The organism is Ruegeria sp. HKCCD6604 (assembly GCF_013110635.1).
Classification (GTDB): domain Bacteria; phylum Pseudomonadota; class Alphaproteobacteria; order Rhodobacterales; family Rhodobacteraceae; genus Ruegeria.
In genome coordinates this window covers 1,391,801-1,415,274 of record NZ_WVQW01000001.1, presented here as the reverse complement: position 1 = coordinate 1,415,274, position 23,474 = coordinate 1,391,801, and the positions used below count along the sequence as shown (strand labels likewise).

General features: G+C 59.9%; 20 protein-coding genes. 14 read left to right on the top strand and 6 right to left on the bottom strand.

Features of this window, described 5'->3' with window-relative positions:
- Positions 1–140 precede the first annotated feature (140 nt).
- The 3 genes from pgeF to lgt are packed head-to-tail and all read right to left on the bottom strand — an operon-like array spanning position 141 to position 2,847.
- A complete protein-coding gene (pgeF, locus tag GS614_RS07025) occupies positions 141–899 on the bottom strand; it encodes a peptidoglycan editing factor PgeF (protein WP_171725823.1) in 759 nt (252 codons plus the stop codon).
- Entirely contained in the window at positions 896–1,963 is a 1,068-nt protein-coding gene (locus tag GS614_RS07020; RefSeq protein ID WP_171725822.1) for a class I SAM-dependent methyltransferase, read from the bottom strand. The genes pgeF and GS614_RS07020 overlap by 4 nt, the downstream gene beginning before the upstream one ends.
- Positions 1,960–2,847, bottom strand: coding sequence for a prolipoprotein diacylglyceryl transferase (gene lgt / locus GS614_RS07015; RefSeq protein WP_171725821.1), 888 nt, complete (start codon positions 2,845–2,847; stop codon positions 1,960–1,962). Before lgt ends, GS614_RS07020 begins: the two co-directional genes overlap by 4 nt.
- 97 nt (positions 2,848–2,944) lie before the next feature.
- On the opposite strand from lgt, the gene GS614_RS07010 reads away from it, so the two are divergent.
- From GS614_RS07010 to GS614_RS06990, 5 genes are all read left to right on the top strand, one after another.
- Positions 2,945–3,193 carry an accessory factor UbiK family protein gene (locus GS614_RS07010; protein WP_152458974.1) on the top strand — a complete coding sequence of 83 codons (249 nt, stop codon included), beginning with the start codon at positions 2,945–2,947 and terminating at the stop codon, positions 3,191–3,193.
- Positions 3,194–3,514: 321 nt separating this feature from the next.
- Entirely contained in the window at positions 3,515–4,015 is a 501-nt protein-coding gene (locus GS614_RS07005) for a YbjN domain-containing protein (protein WP_152458973.1), read from the top strand.
- Positions 4,016–4,054: 39 nt separating this feature from the next.
- Entirely contained in the window at positions 4,055–4,870 is an 816-nt protein-coding gene (proC, locus tag GS614_RS07000; RefSeq protein ID WP_171168898.1) for a pyrroline-5-carboxylate reductase, read from the top strand.
- A complete protein-coding gene (locus GS614_RS06995; protein WP_117867910.1) occupies positions 4,863–5,201 on the top strand; it encodes a tRNA-binding protein in 339 nt (112 codons plus the stop codon). The genes proC and GS614_RS06995 overlap by 8 nt, the downstream gene beginning before the upstream one ends.
- Complete coding sequence (locus GS614_RS06990; RefSeq protein ID WP_171725820.1) at positions 5,201–6,151, top strand: D-glycerate dehydrogenase; 951 nt, start codon at positions 5,201–5,203, stop codon at positions 6,149–6,151. The genes GS614_RS06995 and GS614_RS06990 overlap by 1 nt, the downstream gene beginning before the upstream one ends.
- Here the strand turns inward: GS614_RS06990 and GS614_RS06985 are convergent.
- Positions 6,148–6,726, bottom strand: coding sequence for a thymidine kinase (locus tag GS614_RS06985; protein WP_152458970.1), 579 nt, complete (start codon positions 6,724–6,726; stop codon positions 6,148–6,150). The genes GS614_RS06990 and GS614_RS06985 overlap by 4 nt on opposite strands.
- A 354-nt stretch (positions 6,727–7,080) precedes the next feature.
- Here GS614_RS06985 and GS614_RS06980 point away from each other — a divergent pair, with 354 nt between their 5' ends.
- Both GS614_RS06980 and GS614_RS06975 read left to right on the top strand, forming a co-directional pair.
- Positions 7,081–7,542, top strand: coding sequence for a hypothetical protein (locus GS614_RS06980; RefSeq protein ID WP_152458969.1), 462 nt, complete (start codon positions 7,081–7,083; stop codon positions 7,540–7,542).
- A gap of 166 nt (positions 7,543–7,708) precedes the next feature.
- The gene (locus GS614_RS06975; RefSeq protein ID WP_171725819.1) at positions 7,709–9,511 is read left to right on the top strand and encodes a hypothetical protein; all 1,803 of its coding nucleotides are present in this window, start codon (positions 7,709–7,711) and stop codon (positions 9,509–9,511) included.
- Positions 9,512–9,529: 18 nt separating this feature from the next.
- Here GS614_RS06975 and GS614_RS06970 read toward each other — a convergent pair whose 3' ends face one another.
- The gene (locus GS614_RS06970; RefSeq protein WP_171168891.1) at positions 9,530–10,654 is read right to left on the bottom strand and encodes a beta-ketoacyl-ACP synthase III; all 1,125 of its coding nucleotides are present in this window, start codon (positions 10,652–10,654) and stop codon (positions 9,530–9,532) included.
- A gap of 159 nt (positions 10,655–10,813) precedes the next feature.
- On the opposite strand from GS614_RS06970, the gene GS614_RS06965 reads away from it, so the two are divergent.
- From GS614_RS06965 to GS614_RS06955, 3 genes are read left to right on the top strand one after another with little or no spacing between them, the layout of a single operon-like run.
- The gene (locus GS614_RS06965) at positions 10,814–11,281 is read left to right on the top strand and encodes a MarR family winged helix-turn-helix transcriptional regulator (RefSeq protein WP_152458966.1); all 468 of its coding nucleotides are present in this window, start codon (positions 10,814–10,816) and stop codon (positions 11,279–11,281) included.
- On the top strand, positions 11,278–12,315 hold the full coding sequence (locus GS614_RS06960) for an efflux RND transporter periplasmic adaptor subunit (RefSeq protein ID WP_171725818.1): 1,038 nt from the start codon (positions 11,278–11,280) through the stop codon (positions 12,313–12,315). Before GS614_RS06965 ends, GS614_RS06960 begins: the two co-directional genes overlap by 4 nt.
- Positions 12,316–12,326: 11 nt before the next feature.
- Positions 12,327–15,368, top strand: a complete 3,042-nt coding sequence (locus GS614_RS06955) for an efflux RND transporter permease subunit (protein WP_171725817.1) — start codon at positions 12,327–12,329, stop codon at positions 15,366–15,368.
- 225 nt (positions 15,369–15,593) lie between these two features.
- Here the strand turns inward: GS614_RS06955 and carB are convergent, their stop codons facing one another.
- Positions 15,594–18,938 carry a carbamoyl-phosphate synthase large subunit gene (gene carB / locus GS614_RS06950; RefSeq protein ID WP_171725816.1) on the bottom strand — a complete coding sequence of 1,115 codons (3,345 nt, stop codon included), beginning with the start codon at positions 18,936–18,938 and terminating at the stop codon, positions 15,594–15,596.
- 177 nt (positions 18,939–19,115) lie between these two features.
- Here carB and GS614_RS06945 point away from each other — a divergent pair, with 177 nt between their 5' ends.
- The 4 genes from GS614_RS06945 to aspS all read left to right on the top strand — a co-directional run bounded on the left by GS614_RS06945 (position 19,116) and on the right by aspS (position 23,369).
- Positions 19,116–20,243 carry an aminodeoxychorismate synthase component I gene (locus GS614_RS06945; RefSeq protein ID WP_171725956.1) on the top strand — a complete coding sequence of 376 codons (1,128 nt, stop codon included), beginning with the start codon at positions 19,116–19,118 and terminating at the stop codon, positions 20,241–20,243.
- Positions 20,198–20,845, top strand: coding sequence for an aminotransferase class IV family protein (locus GS614_RS06940; protein WP_171725815.1), 648 nt, complete (start codon positions 20,198–20,200; stop codon positions 20,843–20,845). The genes GS614_RS06945 and GS614_RS06940 overlap by 46 nt, the downstream gene beginning before the upstream one ends.
- Positions 20,842–21,513, top strand: a complete 672-nt coding sequence (locus tag GS614_RS06935) for a CPBP family intramembrane glutamic endopeptidase (RefSeq protein WP_367397120.1) — start codon at positions 20,842–20,844, stop codon at positions 21,511–21,513. Before GS614_RS06940 ends, GS614_RS06935 begins: the two co-directional genes overlap by 4 nt.
- Positions 21,514–21,590: 77 nt before the next feature.
- Positions 21,591–23,369: an aspartate--tRNA ligase gene (aspS, locus tag GS614_RS06930; protein ID WP_171725814.1), complete on the top strand. Its 1,779-nt coding sequence runs from the start codon at positions 21,591–21,593 to the stop codon at positions 23,367–23,369.
- Positions 23,370–23,474 lie beyond the last annotated feature (105 nt).

Genomic DNA, 23,474 nt, shown 5'->3' with positions numbered 1-23,474 from the left:
CTTCCACTCAACACGCCAGCGTCCGAAACAAGGACGTCAGAAGACCATCTGATAGCTGGCAAAACTCGTTACGATTCTGAGTCCGGTAAACACAACAAATGTGGCGGAAAAGTGGCGCGACGCCTAAATCTGGGCCAAAATCACAATCTTATGACCGAGATCAACCGCCCGTAATCGGCCTCGTTTGCATGTGTTGTGCGGCGATAGGAATAGAACCGGTCCGGGTCGGAATATGTGCAGTGCCGGGTCCATTCCGCCTGCCCGACACCGGCTTGCCGCAATCGGTGCAAGCCAAAGGCGGGCAGGTCGAATTGCAGCCGGTCATCCTGTCCGTTTGCAAAGAACCGGGTGTTGTCTGGAGAATCGGCGATAAATGCGTCCAGAAACTCGGGGCCCACTTCGTAGGCGCGTTGCGAAATGCTGGGGCCGATGACGGCGTTGATATTCCGGCGTGTTGCGCCAAGCGCTTCCATGGCGTCCAGCGTCGCCTCCAGCACACCGTCAAGCGCGCCGCGCCAGCCCGCATGGGCTGCTCCGATCACATTGGCCGCGGGATCGGCAAACAGAACTGGCTGACAATCTGCCGTCAGAATCGTCAGCGCCAGACCGGGTGTCGCCGTCACGACCGCGTCCGCGCGCGGTTTTTCACCTTCCAGGGGCTGTTCAGCCGTCAGAACTGTTGGGGAATGAACTTGATGCACGCCGATCATCGCCTCGGGCGCAACGCCCATCGCATCGGCAACCCGCCGGCGGTTCAGCGCGACAATTTCGGTTTGATCTGACGATCCATAACCGCAATTCAACCCGTCGAAGATACCAGAGGACGCCCCGCCGCGACGGGTGAAGAACCCGTGCCGAAATGGGGAAAGCAAGTCCGAAGTCAGAATTTCCAGTGTCATGGCTCTAATCCCGGCGGTGGTGCAGCATAGGCCGGATAGAGGCCCATCACCTTGAACAGATTTCCCATTTCGGCCGGATGCGTCAACCGGCGATGCGCGGCAGCCAGGGCATCCAGCTCGGGACCGCTCAGCGACCGGGACAAAGCCTGCGCCCGGGCGGTTATGCCAAGCCGTTCCAGAAACACGCCCTGCGGTGTCAGGCGTGTGTGCCTGGCTCCGCAGGCGCGGGTCGCAATGGCCAGAGGCTCAAAATCCACATGTGCCGTCAGGTCGGCCTGACCGGGTGACGCCAGCGGATCGGCGGGCTGGTGGTTTTTCAGGGCTTGCAGCGTATCACCCAACGAATGCCAGTCGCCATAATCGACGATCAGCGCGGCACCTCCGTGGCTGGCGATCCGACCGGCAATCACGGTCAGAATGGGGATCGCTGCGGCGCATAGCTCGACCAGATCACCATCCTTGGTGTCCGAAAGCCTGTCCGCCAGCGCCACCTGCGGCCCGTTGGGCCCTCGCCCAAACAGCAATTCGCCGTCGCGCTCGCCGACCAGGCGTTCACTCCAGCCGTCACCGTCGCGCAGGAACTGCCGGACGGGCAACGCGTCGAAGAACTCGTTCGCCACCAGCAGCAGTGGCTGGTCCGGCAACTCTGCGACACTGTCGGCCCAGTTCGGTGTGTAATCCTTCAGCGTGTCCGCCTGCACGTGCTTCAGGGCAGGCGAGGCCTCGACCAGCACGATCCGGGCAGCATCGTGAAATCCCTGCACGGTTCGGGTGGCACGCAATATGTCACTCATCAGAGTGCCGCGCCCGGGCCCCAATTCGCACAGGGTGAATGGCGCAGGACGGCCCTGATCCATCCAGCATTGCGCAAGGCACAGCCCGATCAGTTCGCCAAACATCTGGCTGATTTCCGGTGCCGTGGTGAAATCCCCGGCAGCCCCCAACGGATCACGCGTCGTGTAATAGCCCAGCGTGGGATGCAGAAGGCATTCGGCCATGTAGTCGGCCACGCTCATCGGTCCATCCTGTCGGATGCGGGCGATCAGGTGATCGGTTAGGCTCATTTTGCCCGCCCTGCGCGCATGACAAACCACAGGCCAAGCGCGATCATGGGCAATGACAGGATCTGCCCCATGGTCAGACCATATCCGCCCACATGCCAGGCCAATCCCAGCGGATTGCCGGGCGACACGAACTGCGCATCCGGCTGGCGGAAGAATTCAACAATAAAGCGCGATGCGCCGTAACCGGCCAGAAACGTGCCCATGATCAGGCCGGGTTTCTGAAAGGCCCCCCGGCGATAGACCAGCCACAGCAACAACGCGCCCAGCAACACGCCTTCCAGCGCCGCTTCGTACAGCTGCGAGGGGTGCCGGGCGCACATTCCCGCAACCACGCCGGGGCAGTCCTGCGCGGCAAAACCGGGAAAAATGACGGCCCAGGGCAGCTCGCTCGGGCGGCCCCACAGCTCGGCATTGACGAAATTGGCAAGCCGCCCCAACAGCAGGCCGGGTGGCACGGTGTAGGCGACCAGATCACCCAGCGACAGGGCCGGAATCCGATGGCGGCGGGCAAACAGGTGCGAGGCCAGGATCACGCCCAGCAGACCACCATGAAACGCCATGCCGCCTTGCCAGACCTTTACGATCTCAAGCGGATGCGACAGGTAATAGGCGGGTTGGTAAAACAGCACAAAGCCAAGCCGCCCGCCCAGGATCACGCCCAGAATGATCCAGGTGACCAGATCCTCCAGTTGGTTCGGTTTCATCGGCGGGCCGTCCGTAGGCCACAGGGCAGGGCGGCGCAACGCCATGACTGCCAGCCGCCACGCAATCAGGATGCCCGCGATATAGGCCAGCGCATACCACCTCAACGCGAACTCCATCCCGAACAGCGAGATCGAGAACAATTCGGGCGACAGATCGGGGAAATTCAGAACAGCCTGCATGTGCGTCTCATTGCCCGGGGTTTGCAGGGCAAGTCAACCTTGAGCCTGCGGCATTCTTTCCCCATATAGAGATCAACCGCGATACCGGAGTAGTGATATGCAAACCCGCAACAAGATACTGGACGACATGTCCCAGCTGATGACCAACGCCATGGGTGTCGCGCAGGGCGCGCGGGAAGAGGCCGAGAACGCGATGAAGTCGATGATCGACCGCTGGCTGGCCGACCGTGATTTCGTCACCCGCGAAGAATTCGACGCCGTCCGCGCCATGGCCCAGAAAGCGCGCGAAGAAAACGCCGCACTCGAAGCCCGCATTGCCGCGCTCGAGGCGAAACTGGACAAGTAACGCCCCGGGCGTTCCCTGTTTTCACAATTTTGGACGAACTCTTACGCCGCGCAATCCAGCCGGGATTGTGCGGTGCCGTGCATTTTGAAGCATCGCGGGATTAAATCAAGACAAAGCTGACCCGACATCCAATATTTTGATCCCCGTTGCCTTCTGTCCACAACTTATTGCTGTTATCCCCAACAAATAGGGTTGCCAGAACCTACGCCACATCGCACCATATTTAGTACAGACCTATGGGGGAAGCCCGGTTTGTAGAGCAGGCAACTAGCGCTGGGGCGCTGCCAGCCCCAAAATGCTAGAGATTAGTGAGGTGGCATTATGGCCCTTTCCGAGCAGTATCTCGAAGAAGACATTCATCCGATCGACATTGTTGAACATCTGGCCGAACATCACGACTGGGATTTTGACCGCATTGGGGACGATCAGATCGCCATGGCTGTCGAAGGCCAGTGGCGGACCTATTCAATCACTCTGGCCTGGTCCAACTATGACGAAACGCTGCGGATGGTGTGTTCGTTCGAAATGGAACCACCGGCCGAGCGGGAAATGCAGCTCTATGAGCTTCTCAACAAGATGAATGATCAGTGCTGGGCAGGTGCCTTTACCTATTGGGCGAACCAGAAGCTGATGGTGTACCGGTACGGGTTGGTCCTTGCCGGGGGGCAGACAGCCAGCGCCGAACAGATCGATACGATGATCACCGCTGCCGTCATGAGCGCGGAACGGTACTATCCGGCGATTCAACTGGTCACCTGGGGCAATCGAGAGCCAGAAGAAGCCATGCAAGTGGCCATTGCAGAGGCCTACGGCCGGGCGTAAAGCTTTGCCCCGAACCGACATGTAACGCGGGAGGGGCAAATGGACATGACGCGTGTGGCCGAACAGGGGCTTGTGCTTCTGGGGTGCGGAAAGATGGGGTCCGCAATGCTGGCGGGATGGCTGGAACACGGCCTCCCGCCAGCGTCCGTTTGGGTGATCGATCCGCACCCGTCCGACTGGCTGAAGGCGCAGGGCGTCAACATCAACACACCCTTGCCCGAAGCCCCTGCCGTGGTGTTGGTCGCGGTCAAGCCGCAGATGATGGGCGAGGCCTTGCCTGCCATTCAGGCGCTGGGCGGTGGCAGCACGCTGTTTGTTTCGGTCGCGGCGGGCACCTCGATTGCCACGTTCGAATCCGTTCTGGGCAGCGATACGCCGATCATTCGCGCCATGCCCAACACCCCCGCCGCCATCCGTCAGGGCATCACCGCGTTGATCGGCAACAGCCACGCCTCGGCCGAGGATCTGACTCTGGCCGAAAACCTGCTGTCGGCGGTGGGTGAGACGGTTCGTCTTGAAGACGAGACGCAGATGGATGCGGTCACCGGCCTCAGCGGATCCGGTCCTGCCTATGTGTTCCATCTGATTGAAACACTTGCCAAAGCAGGCGAGGCGCAGGGCCTGCCGCATGACCTTGCGATGAAACTGGCCAAATCGACGGTGGCCGGGGCCGGCGCACTGGCGATGTCCGCTGACGAGGATCCGTCTCAACTGCGGATCAATGTAACATCGCCGAACGGCACGACCCAAGCCGCGCTTGAGGTGCTGATGCATGAAGAACGCGGCTTCCCTGACTTGCTGCACCGTGCCGTCAAGGCCGCAACCGACCGATCCAAGGAGCTGTCACGTGAGTGAGATTTCTTTCGACGATTTTCTCAAGGTTGATATCCGCGTGGGCGAGGTGATCCGCGCTGAACCCTATCCCGAAGCCCGCAAACCCGCGATCAAGATGTGGATCGACTTTGGTGATGAGATTGGCGAGCGCAAGACGTCGGCCCAGATCACCGCGCATTATGATCCGTCGACCTTGGTGGGCAAACAGGTCATGGCCGTGGTCAATTTCCCCCCTCGCCAGATCGGCAGATTCATGTCCGAAGTTCTGGTTCTGGGTCTGCCCGATGAAAACGGCGAGATTGTTCTGATCGGTCCCGACGGCCGAGTTCCGACAGGCGGGCGGATGCATTGATGAAACTGTTGATCACACGCCCGATGACGCCGGCAGTCGAGGCCCGCGCCCGCGACGCGTTTGACGTGAAGATTCGAGACAATACGGCGCCCATGTCGCGGCAGGAAATGCTGTCGGCGCTGACGGATTTCGACGTGGTCGTGCCCACGCTGGGTGATCAGTTTTCGGCTCGGATATTTGCGGATGCAGGCGCGCCTCGGTGCAAGCTTCTGGCCAATTTCGGCGTCGGCTACAATCACATCGATGTCGAGGCCGCGCGCGCAGCCTCGGTCGAGGTGACCAACACGCCCGGCGCAGTCACTGACGCCACGGCGGATATCGCCATGACCCTGTTGTTGAGCACGGCCCGACGCGCGGGCGAAGGCGAACGGCTGGTCCGCGCGGGCCAATGGCAAGGCTGGCATCCCACGCAGATGCTGGGTCATCATGTAACGGGCAAACGCGTCGGTATCGTCGGGATGGGCCGTATCGGGCAGGCCATCGCGCGCCGGTGCCATTTCGGTTTCGAAATGCAGGTTGCCTATCAATCCCGCAACGCCAAGCAACTGGACTTTCCGGCCGAGTTCACACCTGACCTTGAATCACTCGCCGCGTCGGTCGATTTCCTTGTGCTCGCCGTTCCCGGCGGTGCCGAAACCCGACACCTGATCGACGCGCAGGTGCTTCAGGCGATGAATCCTTCGGCCATTCTGGTCAATATCGCGCGAGGCGAGGTCGTGGACGAAGCGGCCCTGGTCGCGGCGCTGCAATCGGGTCAGATTGCCGGGGCCGGGCTGGATGTCTACGAGTTTGAACCCAAAGTGCCCCGGGCCCTTTGTGAAATGGAAAACGTCACCCTGCTGCCCCATCTGGGCACGGCCACCGAAGAGGTACGCAGCAGCATGGGGCACATGGCACTGGATAACGTGGCGGCCTTTGTGGCGGGCGAGGCGTTGCCCAACCCGGTCTAGTCGCCCACCGCCTCGCGCCAGTGTTTGCGGCAAAGCGAAACATAGGTCTCGTTGCCACCGATCTGCACCTGGGCGCCTTCGGTGATGGCGTTGCCGTTTTCGTCCTGACGTATCACCATCGTGGCCTTGCGGCCGCATTTGCAGATGGTGCGGACCTCGCGCATCTCATCAGCCAGGGCCAGCAGCGCGGCTGATCCGGGAAACAGCTTTCCCTGAAAATCCACCCGCAGCCCGTAGGCCAGTACCGGTACGTCCAGATCGTCGACGGCCCGGGCCAGCTGCCAGACCTGAGCTTCGGACAGGAACTGGGCCTCATCGATGAACACGCAGGTTACCGGGCCGTCGTCCAGGCGGTTTCGGATCATCGCAAAGACGTCGTCGCCGGGCGTGAAGGTATCAGCCTCCTCCGAGATGCCGATGCGCGATGCGATCCGTCCGGCACCCGCCCTTCCGTCAATGGCTGCGGTCATCAGGTAGGTCTGCATCCCGCGCTCGCGATAGTTGTGCGAGGCTTGCAGCAACACGGTCGATTTCCCCGCGTTCATGGTTGAATAGTTGAAATACAGCTTTGCCATGACGCGGGTCTAAAACGCTTGGGGAAAAGGAACAAGATATCAATCGTTTTGATGGAGCGACGTCGCCGTTGCGTTCGCAGAGGCCGAGCTACGCTCTAGGGGATGGAACCCCCACATCTGCAACAGCGACGCCGTCGGCCAACATGTGGCCAAAACGCAGCAAGGTTTAACAATATCACCCTGCAATCACTCGTTACCGGCTTGAACTGCCGCCACTCACTCACAAAATCCCCCGCATATCTGAGGGATAGCCAATGTATGACATTTCAATTATGACTTAGTTATGGGAAATTTACCCACGCTTTCCCCCGTTTGGACATCGGGCAGGCGTTTGCAGGTAACAAAGGTAAAACAATGGCAGATATCGGGGCCTATCTGAAAAAACACACAGAAGCGCTGGTCAAGGATGTTGGAATCGAAGCCGCGTGTGAAATTACAGGGAAATCCAAGGCCACTTTAGGACGATACTATTCCGACAATGCTGAACACGAGGACCGGTTCATGCCTGTGGACGCGGTGGCCCGCCTTGAGAACGCGGCGACGTATCCGCATGTGACGTCGGCTTTGGCGGACCTTAAGAACATCACCTTGTCCTATAGCGACCGCAACACCTCCACCCCCCGCACCGGTGGTGTCAATTCGGATGTCATTGCGCTCAGCCAGCGGTTTGCGATGTTGATGACCGAGTATCAGGCCGCAATCGAAGACGGAATCATCACCGTCAACGAAGCCAAACGGTTGCTGAAAGAAACCAGTTTGCTGCAACAGGTTCTGATCGAGATGAAGCTGCATCTGGAAGAAGAAAGCGTCAGCTAGCCGGGGTAGGGAAACGTTGCACCCGTGACTGGCCAGTTTTCGCCTGTGCGGCCTACCTCTTTTCATGCTCGAAAAGACAAAAACGCTGACCGTGCCTGTTGCCTCAATTCAGTCACGTCTGTCCTGTAAGGTCCGGCGCGGGCAAGAACTTCAAGGGCAGTGGACCATGCAGAAATCGCAGGGAACATACAGTATTTTCGCAGACCGGGTGGTTCTGCGATTTTTTGTATGCGCCTATGCGGCACTTCTGGTGTTAATGGCCCTAAGTGGTCATCAAGAAGGCTCTGACGACGTGATGCGCTGGGTTGTCGTGCAGGATCTGTTGCAGGGGCAGGGCTGGTTCGACAGCCATCAGTATCGGTTGGGCCCCGAGGGCGGTACGCTGATGCATTGGTCCCGATTGATCGACGCGCCGGTTGCCTTGCTATACGGAACATTCGGGTTGGTTTTGCCGCCCGATATGGCCCTTCAGGTGACGGCATTCGTCTGGCCCTCACTTTTGGCGGGCCTGACCTTGTGGGCCTTTGCGGTGACTGGCAGTGTTTTGGGCGCGCGGGAAGGCGCCGTTTCGGCGCTGGTTGTGGGGGTGCTTGCGCTCGAACACTCCAGGAAGTTCGACTATTTTTCGTTTGATCACCACAATGCTCAGATTCTTCTGTTCGTCACGGCCCTGATGCTGTTTGCTTTGCGCAGGGACAAACCATATGCCGGATGGCTGCTGGGTGCCTGCCTGGCGCTTTCGGTGTCGATAGGCACCGAATCGATATTGCAGATCGCACTTGTCGCCGTGTTTTTTACCATTGACTGGATCGTAAACGGCGAACCGACCCGTCGCCGGACCATGGCGTTTGGTATCGGGCTGGTCCTGACGCTTGTGCTGACCAGCCTTGCAACAACGGGACACGAGGCCTTTCTGTTTCCAAGCTGTGACGCCCTGACTCTCAGCGTGGCATTGCCGGCGAGCGTTGCCGCGGCAGGGCTTTGCATTGCGGCCCGGATCGGGTCTGGCTGGTCACTTTGGGGCCGCATCGGCGCATGTGTTGCAATTGGAGTGGTGACATTGGCCTGCGCTTACGGCTTCGCCCCGCATTGTCTCAGCAACCCGATCGAAGCCCTGCCTCAGGACATGCGCGACTATTGGTTGAGCCAGGTGGCGGAAGCTCAGAAGATCAACGTCATTCTGCAACTGCACCGGGGCGAAGCGCTGGCCCTGATCGCGATGTCGATCCTGTGCATGGCAGCCGCCCTGATCTTTGCAGTCAGATCGCCTTTCAGACTGGAATACGCCCTGTTTCTGGCTCTGATCGTGACCGGCCTGGTGGTGTTCCTCTATCAGTCCAGAATGATGACATTCCTGGGTGTTTCGCTGGTGGCTGTCCAGGCGCAGATCCTGCGTGTCCTGTACAGCTCTTATGCAAGCCGTCGCCGCGCGTTGTCAGGGTTTGCGATGGTTGCTTTCATCCTCTGCATCTCGCCGAAAACCGGCGCCAGCATCGATGAGCAGCTGGGGCGTTTTGCCGGGCCGTCCCTTGCCGCATCCGCGATGCCGGCCCGACAGTCACAGCAGAGTTCGGGGGCATCCTGCAAAACGCCCGAAGCCTATGCGGCCCTGCGTAATCTTCCAGCCGGCAGGGTCCTTGTTGATTTCGACTTTGCCGCAAACGTGCTGCGCCATACCGACCATTCCGTTCTGGCGGGCAATTATCACCGGAATCAGGCTGGAATTCTGGCGCAGATCGAACTGTTCAGATCGGACGCCGACCAGGTCGGATCACGTCTGACCGAGCTGGACGTGGATTACGTCATGCTCTGTATGTCCGCGCCGCGTGCCGAATTCTGGTCCTGGGCGTCACAGGGTCGTGGTTTGCAACCGCAATTGATTGCGGGTGAAATCCCGGCCTATCTCAGACGGATACAAGGCGCGGAAGGCGCAGCCTTTCACGTCTTCCAAGTGACTGGGGCAGGTTAGGCCAGACAAGATCAACCGTCAGGCGTGGCGCTTCACGATCACCGAACCGACGGAATACCCGGCGCCGAAAGAACAGATCAGGCCCAGATCACCTTCCTGCAAGTCGTCGGAATACTTCGAAAACGCGATGATCGACCCCGCAGATGACGTGTTGGCATAATCCTGAAGGATGTTGGGTTGCTCGCCCGGCTCGGGTTCGCGGCCCAGAACCTTCTTGCCGATGAAGTCGTTCATCGTCTTGTTGGCCTGATGCAGCCACAGGCGTTTCAGATCAGAGTTTCCGACCCCTTCGGCATCCATGTGGTCGCTGATATGCTTGCTGACCATCGGCAGTACTTCCTTGAATACTTTCCGACCGTTCTGCATGAACTGCATGTCGCGCCGGTCAGTCAGCCCATCAGGGCGCGAGCGGCGCAGAAAGCCGTTGTTGTTGCGGATATTGTTGGAAAACGCAGTGGCGCAGCGTGTCGATAGGATTTCGAAATGCGGCCCTTGTGCATCTTCGATCCGTTCGATCAGCGTTGCCGTCGCCACATCGCCAAAGATGAAATGGCAATCGCGGTCGCGCCACTCCAGATGGCCCGAGCAGATTTCGGGGTTCACCACCAACGCCGCCCGCACCGATCCCGACCGCACCATGTCCGCCGCGGCCTGAATGCCGAACGTGGCTGACGAACAGGCGACGTTCATGTCAAAGCCGAACCCGTTGATCCCCAGTTCCTGCTGGATTTCGATCGCAATCGCCGGATAGGCGCGCTCGTGGTTCGAAGCCGCGCAGATTACCAGATCAACATCCGCCGCCGTGCGCCCCGCCTGTGCCAGCGCCTTGTTGCAGGCATCCACCGCCATTTCGGTCATGATGCCGGGTTCATCATCGCTGCGCTGCCGCAGCAGTGGATGCATCACGTCCGGGTCCAGCACGCCGCTCTTGTCCATCACGTAGCGGTTTTCGATCCCCGATGCCTTGACGATGAACTCTTCCGATGAATGCTGCATCGGCTCCATCTGTCCGGCGGCGATGGCTTCGGCATTCTTGGCGTTCTGTTTGTCGGCATAAGCGTTGAATGCTTCGACAAGCTCGGCATTGGTGATGACGTTCTGAGGCGTAAAGACACCGGTACCGGTGATGGCGGGGGTATACATGGCGAGCCCTGAATGTTTCGGATTTGCCCAAAATGCAATCATGGTGTGATTTGATCAAGGTATGTTGACCTAAGGGAATGTGCGCAAAGCTGTAGCTTCATATCTTGAATGGTTCAGAAACTGAAGTATATGACCCCTCCAAACGCGCGGAGATCCCCGATGCCCGACGATATCAGCACCAGGCTTGGCCGCCTCAGCCCCGAGATTCAGGCGATCATGGGTGTATATGCCCTGTACTGGAAACTGGAAGAGACATTCGACAGCATCGAAACCGACCTGAGCCACCCCGAATGCCATATGCTGATCAAGCTGGATCAGCCGAAACGCATGGGGGTTCTGGCTGCGGATATGCTGAGTGTACCGTCCACAATCACCGCCACCGCGGATTCGCTGGAAAAAGCCGGCTATCTCACGCGCGAGCGTGACCCGGAAGACCGCCGCGCCTGGTTGCTGGTGCTGACCGAGCGTGGTGAAGAAGCCCGCAACATGCTGGTGGCCGAGGCCGGAGACCTGTTTCACAGGGCCTCGGGCCTGAACGACGAAGAAACAGCCGAATTCGCGCGACTGGCGCGCAAAATCCGTGACAACGTTTTGAAAACGGGAATTCCCGAGGGACTGAAGAAATGAAACTCCTGACCTCTCTGGGCCTTGCACTGGCCGTTCTGGCAACTCCGATTGCCGCTCAAGATACTCCGAAACCGGTCAAGCTGATGCAGGTGCGCGAAACAACGCCCGGCTTCACCCGCCAGTTCTTCGGTCGTGTTGCAGCGCGGCAGACGGTCGATCTTGCCTTTCAGGTCGCCGGTCAGATCGTCGAAATGCCGGTCAACGAAGGGTTTGTCATCCCCAAAGGCGGCCTGATTGCGCGACTGGATCAGGAGCCGTTCGAACTGCGGCTCGAACGGGCGCAGCTGCAAAAGGAACAGGCTGACCGAACCGTCGCACGCCTGTCGCGTTTGCGGGGCACCACGGCCAGCCAGGTGGCGGTCGATGACGCAGAGACCGAAGCGCAACTGGCCGCGATCGCACTGCGCGATGCCGAATACGAACTGGAACACGCGACATTGACCGCACCATTTGACGCGCTGGTCTCCAGCCGCGCGGTCGAGGCTTTCACCACCGTATCGGCAGGCACGCCGATCGTCCGCATCCACGACATGTCCGAATTGCGCATCGAGGTGGATGTGCCCGAGATCCTGTTTCAACGCTCGGGCCAGAACGACGATATCACCATCACCGCCAAATTCCCCGTTAGTGATGAAGTCTTCCCGCTGGAAATCCGTGAATTCGACGCTGAAACCTCAAGCGTCGGGCAGACCTTCCGCATTCAGTTCGGCCTGACCCCGCCCGAGGGGCTTCAAATTCTTCCCGGCTCGTCCGTCACAGTCAACGTAAAGGTCCAGGATGAGCGCACAGGCATCGTCGTGCCGGCGACGGCCGTCATCGCGGATGCAACAGGTGAACTGAGCGTCATCGTGTTCTCTCCCGCTGGCGCGGATGAAGGCACGGTCCGCCGCGTTCCGGTGACAATCGAACCCACGCAGTCGGGCGATGTTCGGGTGCTGAAAGGCTTGTCCGACGGTGACGAAGTTGTTGTGGCTGGCGGTGCTGTGCTGACAGACGGTCAGCCCGTGCGCCGGTTCACCGGCTTCGCGAACTGAGGGGCAGACAGATGAACATCGCGCGCGCCTCGATTGATCGACCGCTTTACACATGGCTGATCATCCTCATTGCCCTCTTCGGTGGCATCTGGGGATTCACGTCGCTTGGTCGTTTGGAAGACCCGGCTTTCACCATCAAGAACGCGGTCATCGCCACGCAATATCCCGGTGCCACGGCGGAACAGGTGGCGCTTGAAGTGTCCGAACCCCTTGAATCCGCGATCCAGCAGATGGGCGAGGTGGACGTCATCACCTCGGTCAACCAACCCGGACAATCGCTGATCGAAGTAGAAATCAAGTCGACCTACGACGGGACCGAACTGCCCGATATCTGGACCCGCCTGCGGGCCAAGGTGCGCGATGCCGCCCGCGGGCTTCCGTCGGGTGTCAGCCAACCCTATGTGAATGACGGGTTCGGTGATGTGTTCGGCCTGTTCTATGCGGTGACTGCCGAAGGGTTTTCGGACGCCGAAAAGCATGAACTGGCAACGTTTCTGCGTCGCGAACTGCTGACCGTGGACGGCGTCGCCGATGTCGAGGTTCAGGGCCTGCCTGACGAGGCGATTTTTGTAGAGCCCGATCTGGCGATCTCGGTGAACCAGAACGTCCCGCTGCAAGCGATCAACGAAGCCATAGCCAATGCGGATTCGGTGAATTCCTCGGGGTCTTTGCGGTCTGAAGATGCCCGCACCACCATTCTGACGGCCGAGGGTTCGGACAGTGTCTCGGCCATTGCGGGCCTGTCTGTCGGCTCGCAAGGGCAGGTGATCAACCTGTTCGACATGTCCGATGTCTATCGCGCCCGTCAGAACGATCCGGACATCATGATCCGCTACAACGGGACCGAAGCCTTTACCCTCGGCATCGCCGTTCTGGCGACGGAAAACATCGTCGAGGTCGGCAAGCGGGCTGACGCCAAATTCGCCGAGCTGGATGCGAATATCCCCTTCGGTGTCGATATTCTGCCGATCTATCAGCAACATGTGGTGGTCGAGCAGGCCTCGAACGACTTTCTGGTGAATCTGGCCATGTCAGTGGCCATCGTGGTCGCCGTGCTGGGAATCTTCATGGGGTGGCGCGCGGCCATCGTCGTCGGTTCGACCCTGTTGCTGACCGTGGTCGGCACGCTTCTGTTCATGTCACTGTTCTCAATCGAGATGGAACGGATTTCCCTAGGCGCGCTGATCATTGCCATGGGTATGCTTGTGGACAATGCCATCGTGGTGGCCGAAGGGATGCAGATCGCGATGTTGCGAGGAAAACCTTCGCGCGATGCGGCTGAAGATGTGGCGTCAAAAACCCAGATTCCCCTGCTTGGAGCCACCGTGATCGGCATCATGGCCTTTGCCGGGATCGGGCTCAGCCCGGATGCGACGGGCGAGTTTCTGTTTTCCCTGTTTGCGGTGATCGGCATTTCGCTGCTGCTCAGCTGGATACTTGCCATCACGGTCACGCCTTTGCTGGGGCACTATTTCTTCAAGCAGGGCAAGGAGGGTGAGATCGACGCCTACGGGGGCATCCTGTTCCGCACATATGGCGCGATCCTGCGGTTTGCGCTCCGTTTCCGGTGGCTGGTTGTTGCGGGTCTCATCGGCGTAACCGTTGCGTGCTATGCCGGGTTCGGGTTGATGAAACAACAATTCTTCCCCAACTCGAACACGCCTTTGTTCTTTGTGCATTACAAGCTGCCTCAGGGCACGCCGATTGCCCGCACGGCACAGGACATGGCGGTTTTCGAAGATTGGCTGACCCAACGCGATGACGTGGTTTCGGTCACGACATTCGTCGGTCAGGGGGCAACCCGGTTCATGCTGACCTATTCGGCAGAGAAACCGAACCCGAGCTATGGTCACATGATCATCCGTACGGAAAGTCTGGATGACATCCCGGCCTTGCAAGCGGATCTGGAAGCGTTCGGGTCGGTCCAGTTCCCCGAAGGCGAGTTCGGAACCAAGCGCCTGGTGTTTGGCCCCGGTGGCGGTGATCCGATTCAGGCCCGGTTCTCGGGCAGCGATCCGGTGGTACTGCGACAACTTGCGGACGAGGCCGTGCAGCGCATGGCGGCGGCGTCGCCCAACGCCCTGCTCGTTCATCATGACTGGCGCGAACAGGAACTGGCGGTGCAGCCGATCTATGCCACGGAACGGGCCCAAACCGCGGGCGTCACGCGCGAAGATATTGCGGCCACGCTGCAATTTTCGACCGATGGCATCACGGGCGGTGTGCTGCGGGAACGTGACCGCCTGATCCCCATCATCCTGCGTCGTCCGGCGGACGGAGATTATTCCATCGTCGATCAGGTGGTGTATTCGGAACAGTCCGGGAAATTTGTACCAATCGAACAGATGGTCGATGGATTCGAGTACAAATCCCTCAATACGCTGGTTCATCGCCGCGATCGTGTACTGACCATCACTGTCGGCGCGGACATCCCGCCCGACCTGACGGCGGCTCAGGTACACGCCGAAGTTCGGGACGCCATCGAGGCCATCGAACTGCCACCGGGCTACAAGATGGAGTGGGGCGGTGAGTTCGAAAACTCGCGCGATGCGCAGGAAAGCCTGGGCAAACAATTGCCGCTGAGCCTGCTGATCATGGTGCTGATCTCGGTCCTGCTGTTCAACGCGATCCGTCAGCCGATCATCATCTGGCTGCTGGTTCCGATGTCGGTCAACGGCGTCGTCATCGGCCTGTTGGGAACTGGGCTGCCCTTCACCTTTACAGCCCTTCTGGGCCTGCTCAGCCTGTCGGGCATGCTGATCAAGAACGGCATCGTGCTGGTGGAAGAGATCGACCTGGTTCGCGCCACGGGCAAACCCCTGCGCGAATCCATCGTCGAAGCCTCCGTCTCGCGTTTGCGCCCTGTGATGCTGGCTGCGATCACGACCATTCTGGGCATGGCGCCGCTGCTGACCGATGCGTTCTTCGTCTCGATGGCGGTGACGATCATGGGCGGGCTGGCTTTTGCGACCGTCCTGACAATGGTCGCCGCGCCGGTGTTCTACCTGCTCTTCTTTGCGCGCGATGAAAAACGCGAGGCGCTGGCAGCCTGAACACTGGCCTCTTGTGGGTCCAGCTGAAAAGCTGGGTCCAATCAGGTTAGATCAAAGGAACAAACGGCACGTCACAGGCGGCCAGTGCAGTGAAGATTACGAGAACCAGAAATGTGCGCATTGTTTCATTCTCCTTATGCCTGAACGAAATGCGCGCCCGTTGAGTTCAGGTCAACGGGCGCGCATCTTTTCGTTCATTGATGAGCCAATTGTGGCTCAGGCGGGTTATCCCTGAAGGGATTTCACCTCGACATCCCCTTCGGCCTGCGCCTTGATGGCCAGAGCGGCAGCATGGCTTGCGGCGGCAGTGGTGTAATACGGGATCTTGTCATAAAGCGCGATGGACCGGATGGCCTTGCTGTCCTCGACCGCCTGCGCGCCTTCGGTGGTGTTCATCAGCAGTTGAACCTGACCGTCTTTCAGCATGTCGACCACGTCTGGGCGGCCTTCATAGACCTTGTTGACCACGTCGCATGGCACACCCTGTTCCGCCAGCCAGCTTTGGGTGCCGCGGGTGGCGACCAGCGTGAAGCCTTGTTCGACCAGAACTTGTGCGGCCTCGAGCATCGCCGCGCCCTTGTCGGCATCCTTGATCGAAATGAAGGCCCGGCCCGAAGTCGGCAGCACCATGCCCGCGCCCATCTGCGCCTTGAGGAAGGCGCGCGGGAAATCGCGGTCCCAGCCCATGACCTCGCCGGTCGAGCGCATTTCCGGGCCCAGGATGGTATCGACGCCCGGAAAACGGGCGAAGGGCAGGACCGCCTCTTTCACCGAGAACCATGGCATGTCCGGGTCGGCCAGCGTCATCTGATCTGCGATCTTGGTGTCGTCCACGGTCTTGTAGGGCGGACGCTGCGGGAAGCTCGCCAGCTTTTCGCCTGCCATGACACGCGCGGCGATGGACGCAATCGCACTGTCGGTGGCCTTTGCCACGAACGGCACGGTGCGCGAAGCGCGCGGGTTGACCTCGATCAGGTAGATCTCGTCATCCTTGATCGCGAACTGAACATTCATCAGGCCGACAACGTTCAGCGCCTTGGCCAGCTTGAACGCCTGATCCTTGATCTGCGCGATGATCTCTTTCGACAGCGAATAGGGCGGCAGCGAACAGGCGCTATCGCCCGAGTGCACGCCGGCCTCTTCGATATGCTGCATGATGCCTGCCACATGCACATCGGTGCCGTCGCACAGCGCGTCCACGTCCAGCTCGACCGCGCCAGCCAGATAGCTGTCCAGCAGAACGGGGCTGTCGCCCGAGACCACCACGGCCTCGTTGATGTAGCGTTTCAGCTGGTCCATGTCGCGCACGATCTCCATCGCGCGGCCACCCAGAACGTAGGACGGGCGGATCACCAGCGGGAAGCCGATTTCCTCAGCGATTTCCAACGCCTGCGTGTCGGTCGAGGCGATGCCGTTCTTGGGCTGTTTCAGCCCTAGTTCATTGATCAGCGCCTGAAAACGCTCGCGGTCTTCGGCCAGGTCAATCGCGTCGGGCGTGGTGCCCAGGATCGGGATGCCCTCGGCCTCGAGCGCGTTGGCCAGTTTCAGCGGTGTCTGTCCACCGAACTGAACAATGACGCCGTGCAGCGTGCCGTTTTCCTGTTCCTTCGTCAGGATTTCCATGACGTGTTCAAAGGTCAGCGGCTCGAAATACAAGCGATCCGAAGTGTCATAATCGGTCGAAACCGTCTCGGGGTTGCAGTTGATCATGATGGTTTCATAACCCGCTTCGGTCAGCGCGAAGCAGGCGTGGCAGCAGCAATAGTCGAACTCGATGCCCTGACCGATGCGGTTTGGGCCGCCGCCAAGAATGACGACCTTCTTCCTGTCGCTCGGGCGCGCTTCGCATTCGACCTCGCCCATCATCGGAGCTTCGTAGGTTGAATACATGTAAGGCGTCTGCGCCTCGAACTCGGCGGCGCAGGTGTCGATGCGTTTGAACACCGCTGAAACGCCCAGATTGCGGCGCGCTCGGCGGACGTTGTCTTCATCACGGCCCGTCAGCTTGCCCAGACGCGCATCGGTGAATCCCAGCATTTTCAGCTTGCGGATGCCGTCCTCGGTGACGGGCAGGCCGTCCTTGCGGAGCTGACCTTCGGCCTCGACGATCTCGCGGATACGGGCCAGGAACCAAGGGTCGAACTTGGTGACGCCGAAAATCTCGTCATCGCTCAGGCCATGGCGCATCGCTTGTGCAATGGTGCGCAGGCGGTCGGGTGTCTGCTGGCTGATCGCCTTGATCACGGCGGCCTTGTCGTCGGCCTCGTCCCAGAGGCCCACGTTCAGGCCGGGGATTTCGACCTCATCAAAGCCGGTCAGGCCCGATTCCATCGAGGCCAGTGCCTTTTGCATCGATTCGTGGATCGTACGGCCAATCGACATCGCCTCGCCCACCGACTTCATCGCGGTGGTCAGATAGGGTTCGGAACCGGGGAATTTCTCGAAGGCGAATTTCGGAATTTTTGTCACGACATAGTCGATGGTCGGCTCGAACGAGGCCGGGGTGACTTTGGTGATGTCGTTGTCCAGCTCATCCAGCGTGTAACCCACGGCCAGTTTCGCAGCGATCTTTGCGATCGGGAAACCGGTGGCCTTGGATGCCAGCGCCGACGAGCGCGACACGCGCGGGTTCATCTCGATCACGACCATGCGGCCATCGACCGGGTTGATCGCCCATTGCACGTTTGAGCCGCCGGTTTCGACACCGATTTCACGCAGCACGGCAATCGAGTGATTGCGCATGATCTGGTATTCTTTGTCGGTTAGCGTGAGGGCAGGGGCCACGGTGATCGAGTCACCCGTATGCACGCCCATCGGATCGACGTTTTCGATGGAACATACGATGATGGCGTTGTCGGCAGTGTCGCGCACCACCTCCATTTCGTATTCTTTCCAGCCCAGTAGGCTTTCGTCGATCAGGATTTGACCCACGGGCGAGGCATCCATACCCGAGCGGCAAATATGGATGTAATCCTCACGGTTATACGCCACGCCGCCACCCGTGCCGCCCAGTGTAAAGGCCGGGCGGATGATGGCAGGAAGCCCCACGGTTTCAAGGGTTTCAAGGGCCAGCGCCACACCGGCGTCCAGGTCTTTCTTGCCGCTCTCGTCCTTGGGGGCCGTAACGATCTCGGCCTTGGGGTTTTCGATGCCCAGCCGGTCCATCGCCTCGCGGAACAGGGCGCGGTCTTCGGCCATTTCGATGGCATCGCGCTTGGCGCCGATCATCTCGACGCCGAATTTTTCCAGCACACCCATTTCTTCCAGTGCCAGCGAGGTGTTCAGGCCGGTCTGTCCGCCCATGGTGGGCAACAGGGCGTCAGGGCGTTCTTTCTCGATGATCTTGGCGACCACTTCGGGTGTGATCGGCTCGATATAGGTGGCGTCGGCTAGACCGGGGTCGGTCATGATCGTCGCCGGGTTCGAGTTCACCAGAATGACCCGGTATCCTTCCTCTCGCAGGGCCTTGCAGGCCTGAGCACCGGAATAGTCGAATTCACAGGCCTGACCGATAACAATGGGGCCCGCCCCAATGATCATGATCGACTGGATGTCGGTTCTTCTCGGCATGGCCTTGTTCCTTCGATTGTCCGCGAGTCAGGGCACCGCCCCAGCGCCCAAATTGTCCTGCGTTATAGGGACCGCGCAAAAAGGTGCAAGAGGTATCGGAAACAGGGGCGAAATTGCCGCTTTCCCCTCTTTCACTTGGCAGAGTATTCTCTATATGGCCCCTCACGGCAAATGAGGATGCAAGTGCGTATTCGTTTCGATCAGGGACCGGCCGGGCGAGGAACCCGGTTTCAGCGTCCGTCTCAGGTGATCCGCGCGGATGTGGCGGAGGACGTGCCCCAGGCTCTGGCGGCATTGGACGAGGCGCGCGCAGCTGGTGCCTGGCTGGCAGGGTATGCCAGTTACGAGCTGGGCTATGCGCTTGAACCCCGGCTCAATGGTCTTTTGCCGGAAGAACGACGCCTGCCTTTGTTGTGCTTTGGGGTCTATGATGCACCGGATCGGGTCGCCCTTCCGTCGCCTGCGGGTGAAGTGGGCGCATTCTGGCCACGATGGGATGACGCGCGATACGGCAAGGCCTTCAGGGCCGTGCATGACGCCATCGGTGCCGGCGACATCTATCAGGCCAACCTAACCTTTCCGATTGATCTGACCGTCTCGGGCAACAGCGAAACGCTCTATGCCGCGCTGGCGGCGGGGCAGCCAGTGGGCCACGGAGCACTGGTGCAACAGGATGGGCTGCCTGATCTGCTCAGCCGCTCGCCGGAGTTATTTTTCCGCACCGATGAGGGTGGACGGATCGAAACCCGGCCGATGAAGGGCACGCAACCGCGCAGTGAAGACCCGGATGAGGATGCGCGCCGCCGGGCTTTTCTGAGCGCGGACGAAAAGAATCGGGCCGAGAACCTGATGATTGTTGATTTGCTGCGCAACGATATCAGCCGCGTCGCGCTGCCCGGATCTGTTCATGTGCCTGACCTGTTCCGGGTGGAAACCTATGCCACCGTACATCAGATGGTCTCGCTGGTGCGGGCGCAGCTGCACAAATGCGTTGGGTTGGGTGAAATACTGACCGCACTGTTTCCCTGTGGATCGATCACCGGAGCCCCCAAGATCCGCGCGATGGAAATTCTGGCGGAACTGGAGCCATGGGCGCGCGACATCTATTGCGGAACGATTGGTTGGGCCGCGCCGGATGGTCGGTCCGAGTTCAACGTGGCCATCCGCACCTTGATGCTTGAGGATGATCAGGCCACTCTGAACGTAGGCGGCGGTGTCGTTTGGGACAGCACCGCCCCGTCAGAGTATGAGGAGGCGTTATGGAAAGCCCGCTTCGCCCGCCAGCTGAACCTGATTTCAGCCTGATTGAAACACTGGCCTTCCGCCCGGATCAGGGCTTTGTCAGGCTGGACCGCCATCTTGCACGAATGGCCCGTACTGCGCGGGTGTTCGAGATTCCTTTCAACCCCGATGAAGCGACCGCCAGACTGAATGGCGCTGCTTGTGACACCCCGCTGCGTTGCCGCCTTACGCTGGATGTGTCGGGCTCGTTCGATCTGTCGACCGGCGAACTGGTGGACAATCCCAGAATCTGGCGCGTCGCTCTGTCAGATCAACGTCTGGCTTCGAATGACCTGTGGTTGCGTCACAAGACCACGCGCCGTGCGCTCTATGATTCCGCGCGCGCAGCGCTGCCCGAAGGGGTGGACGAACTGTTGTTTCTGAATGAACTGGATGAGCTTTGTGAAGGCACCATCACGAACCTGTTTATGGAAATGCCTGATGGCCGGGTTCTGACGCCCGCTTTGTCCTGTGGGCTCTTGCCGGGGATACTGCGCGAAGAACTGCTGGAAAACAAAGCAGTCATCGAAGCCGTGCTGACCTTGACCGACCTGAAAAATGCGCAAACTGTGCGGATCGGAAATTCACTGCGCGGACTGATCGAGGTGGAGCTGATAGACGGGTGACAAAAAACAGCATGATGATCGGACCGCCGGTTGCACTGCGACGGCTGCGGCTGGAATTTGGCCTGTTCTATATTGGCTTGCCGCTGCTGATCGCTGTTCTTTTCCCTCCGAACTGGATGTTTCCGGCGCTGTTTGCGCTGACCGGGCTTGGTATCGTGCTATTGCACCGGACGCCCGGGTTTCAATGGGCCGAACTTCGTTATGACTGGGCCAACTGGACCCTGCGCGAGGTGGCTTTGTTCTCTGCCATCGTGACTGCCTTTTGTGTTGGTCTGATTCAGATCACGCGCCCGGATGCCGCGTTCTTCCTGCTTGTGCACCGCCCCGAAATGCTGGCCTTCATCTGGGTCGGCTATCCACTTTTATCAGCGCTGCCGCAAGAGCTGCTGTTCCGCCCTCTGTTCTTTCGCCGCTATCACGCGATCCTGCCGGATGGGCGTGCGGCCTATCTGCTTAACGCGGCCATATTCTCGTTCGCGCACCTGATGTACTGGAGCTGGATCGTCGCACTGATGACATTCGCCGGCGGCCTGCTGTTCACATGGGCCTACCGGCAGCGTGGGTCATTCTTCTATGCGGTGTTGCTGCACGCGATTGCGGGCAATATCATTTTTGCGGTGGGGCTGGGCGTATATTTCTACTCGGGCAATGTGCAAAGGCCGTTTTGAAGGGGCAACCCGCCTTGACTTTCCGGGGCTGACAGGGTGTATCGGCGCGACGAATTCTGCGCCCGAAGGGATATTCCATGCACGCCTATCGCAGCCACAACTGCGCCGCCTTGACCGCCGCCAATGTCGGAGAAACCGTTCGCCTGTCCGGTTGGGTGCATCGGGTTCGAGATCATGGGGGCGTGCTGTTCATCGATCTTCGCGACCATTTCGGCGTAACCCAGATCCTGTGCGACGGCGACAGCGCCGCCTTTGCCGAGCTTGAAAAGGTGCGGTCCGAATGGTGCATCCGCATCGACGGCACCGTCAAAGCCCGTGACCCGGACCTGGTGAACCCGAAACTGCCCACCGGCGAGATCGAGGTTTATGTACGCGAACTGGAAGTTCTGGGGGCCGCCGACGAATTGCCGCTGATGGTCTTTGGCGATCAGGAATACCCCGAGGAAACCCGCCTGCGCTATCGCTATCTGGACCTGCGCCGCGAGGCGATGCAGCGGAACATGACCTTGCGCTCGGACGTGGTTGCGTCCATGCGCAAACGGATGTGGGATCAGGGCTTTCGCGAGTATCAGACGCCGATCATCACCGCCTCGTCGCCCGAAGGCGCGCGCGACTTCCTAGTGCCATCGCGCCTGCATCCGGGCAAATTCTATGCGTTGCCGCAAGCCCCGCAGCAGTTCAAGCAGCTGATCATGGTGTCGGGCTTCGACAAGTATTTCCAGATTGCACCCTGTTTCCGAGATGAAGATCCACGGGCAGACAGGTCCCCCACCGACTTCTACCAGCTGGATCTCGAGATGTCCTTTGTCGAGCAGCAGGACGTGTTCGACGTCATTCAACCTGTTCTGACCGGCGTGTTCGAAGAATTTGGCGGCGGTCGCAAGGTTGATCAGGACTGGCCGCAAATTTCCTACAAGGACGCGGCGCTGTGGTACGGCACCGACAAGCCGGACCTGCGGAACCCCATCAAGATGCAGGTGGTGTCCGAGCATTTCCGCGGTTCCGGTTTCGCGATCTTCGCCAAGCTGCTCGAACAGGAAGGCACCGAGATCCGCGCGATCCCCGCGCCGGGCGGCGGCAGCCGCAAGTTCTGCGACCGCATGAACGCCTTTGCCCAGAAAGAGGGCCTGCCGGGCATGGGCTATATCTTCTGGCGCGATCAGGGTGAGGGGATGGAGGCTGCGGGACCGCTGGCCAAGAACATCGGCCCCGAGCGCACCGAGGCAATCCGTCAGCAACTGGGTCTGGGTGTCGGCGATGCAGCCTTCTTCCTGGGCGGCAAGCCAAAAGCCTTTGAAAAGGTTGCCGGTAAGGCGCGTGACGTGATCGGTGAGGAATTGAACCTGACCGAAAAAGACCGTTTTGCCTTTGCCTGGATCGTCGATTTCCCGATCTATGAGCAAGACGAGGAAACCGGCGCGATCGACTTCGAACACAACCCGTTCTCGATGCCGCAGGGCGGTATGGACGCGTTGCAGGGCAACCCGCTGGATGTGCGCGGCTACCAGTATGATCTGGCGTGCAACGGGTACGAGCTGGTTTCAGGCGCGATCCGGAACCACAAGCCGGAAATCATGCTGAAGGCCTTTGGACTGGCAGGCTATGGCGAGGATGAAGTAAAATCCCGCTTTGGTGCCCTGTTCAATGCCTTCCACTACGGCGCCCCGCCACACGGTGGATGCGCGGCTGGTATCGACCGGATCGTGATGCTGCTGGCAGATGAGGCCAATATCCGCGAAGTCATGATGTTCCCGATGAACCAGCGCGCCGAAGATCTGATGATGGACGCACCTTCGGACCCGACCTCGGATCAGTTGATGGAGCTGGGTCTTCGCATTATCCCTCAGGACCAGTAAAAAAACCGCCCGCGTATCGCGGGCGGATTTTTCACGCAGGCAGCGTGTGTCAGTCCAGCGGGTCTTTCAGATCGGTTCGGTTGACGCGGATGGAACGCGCGGCCT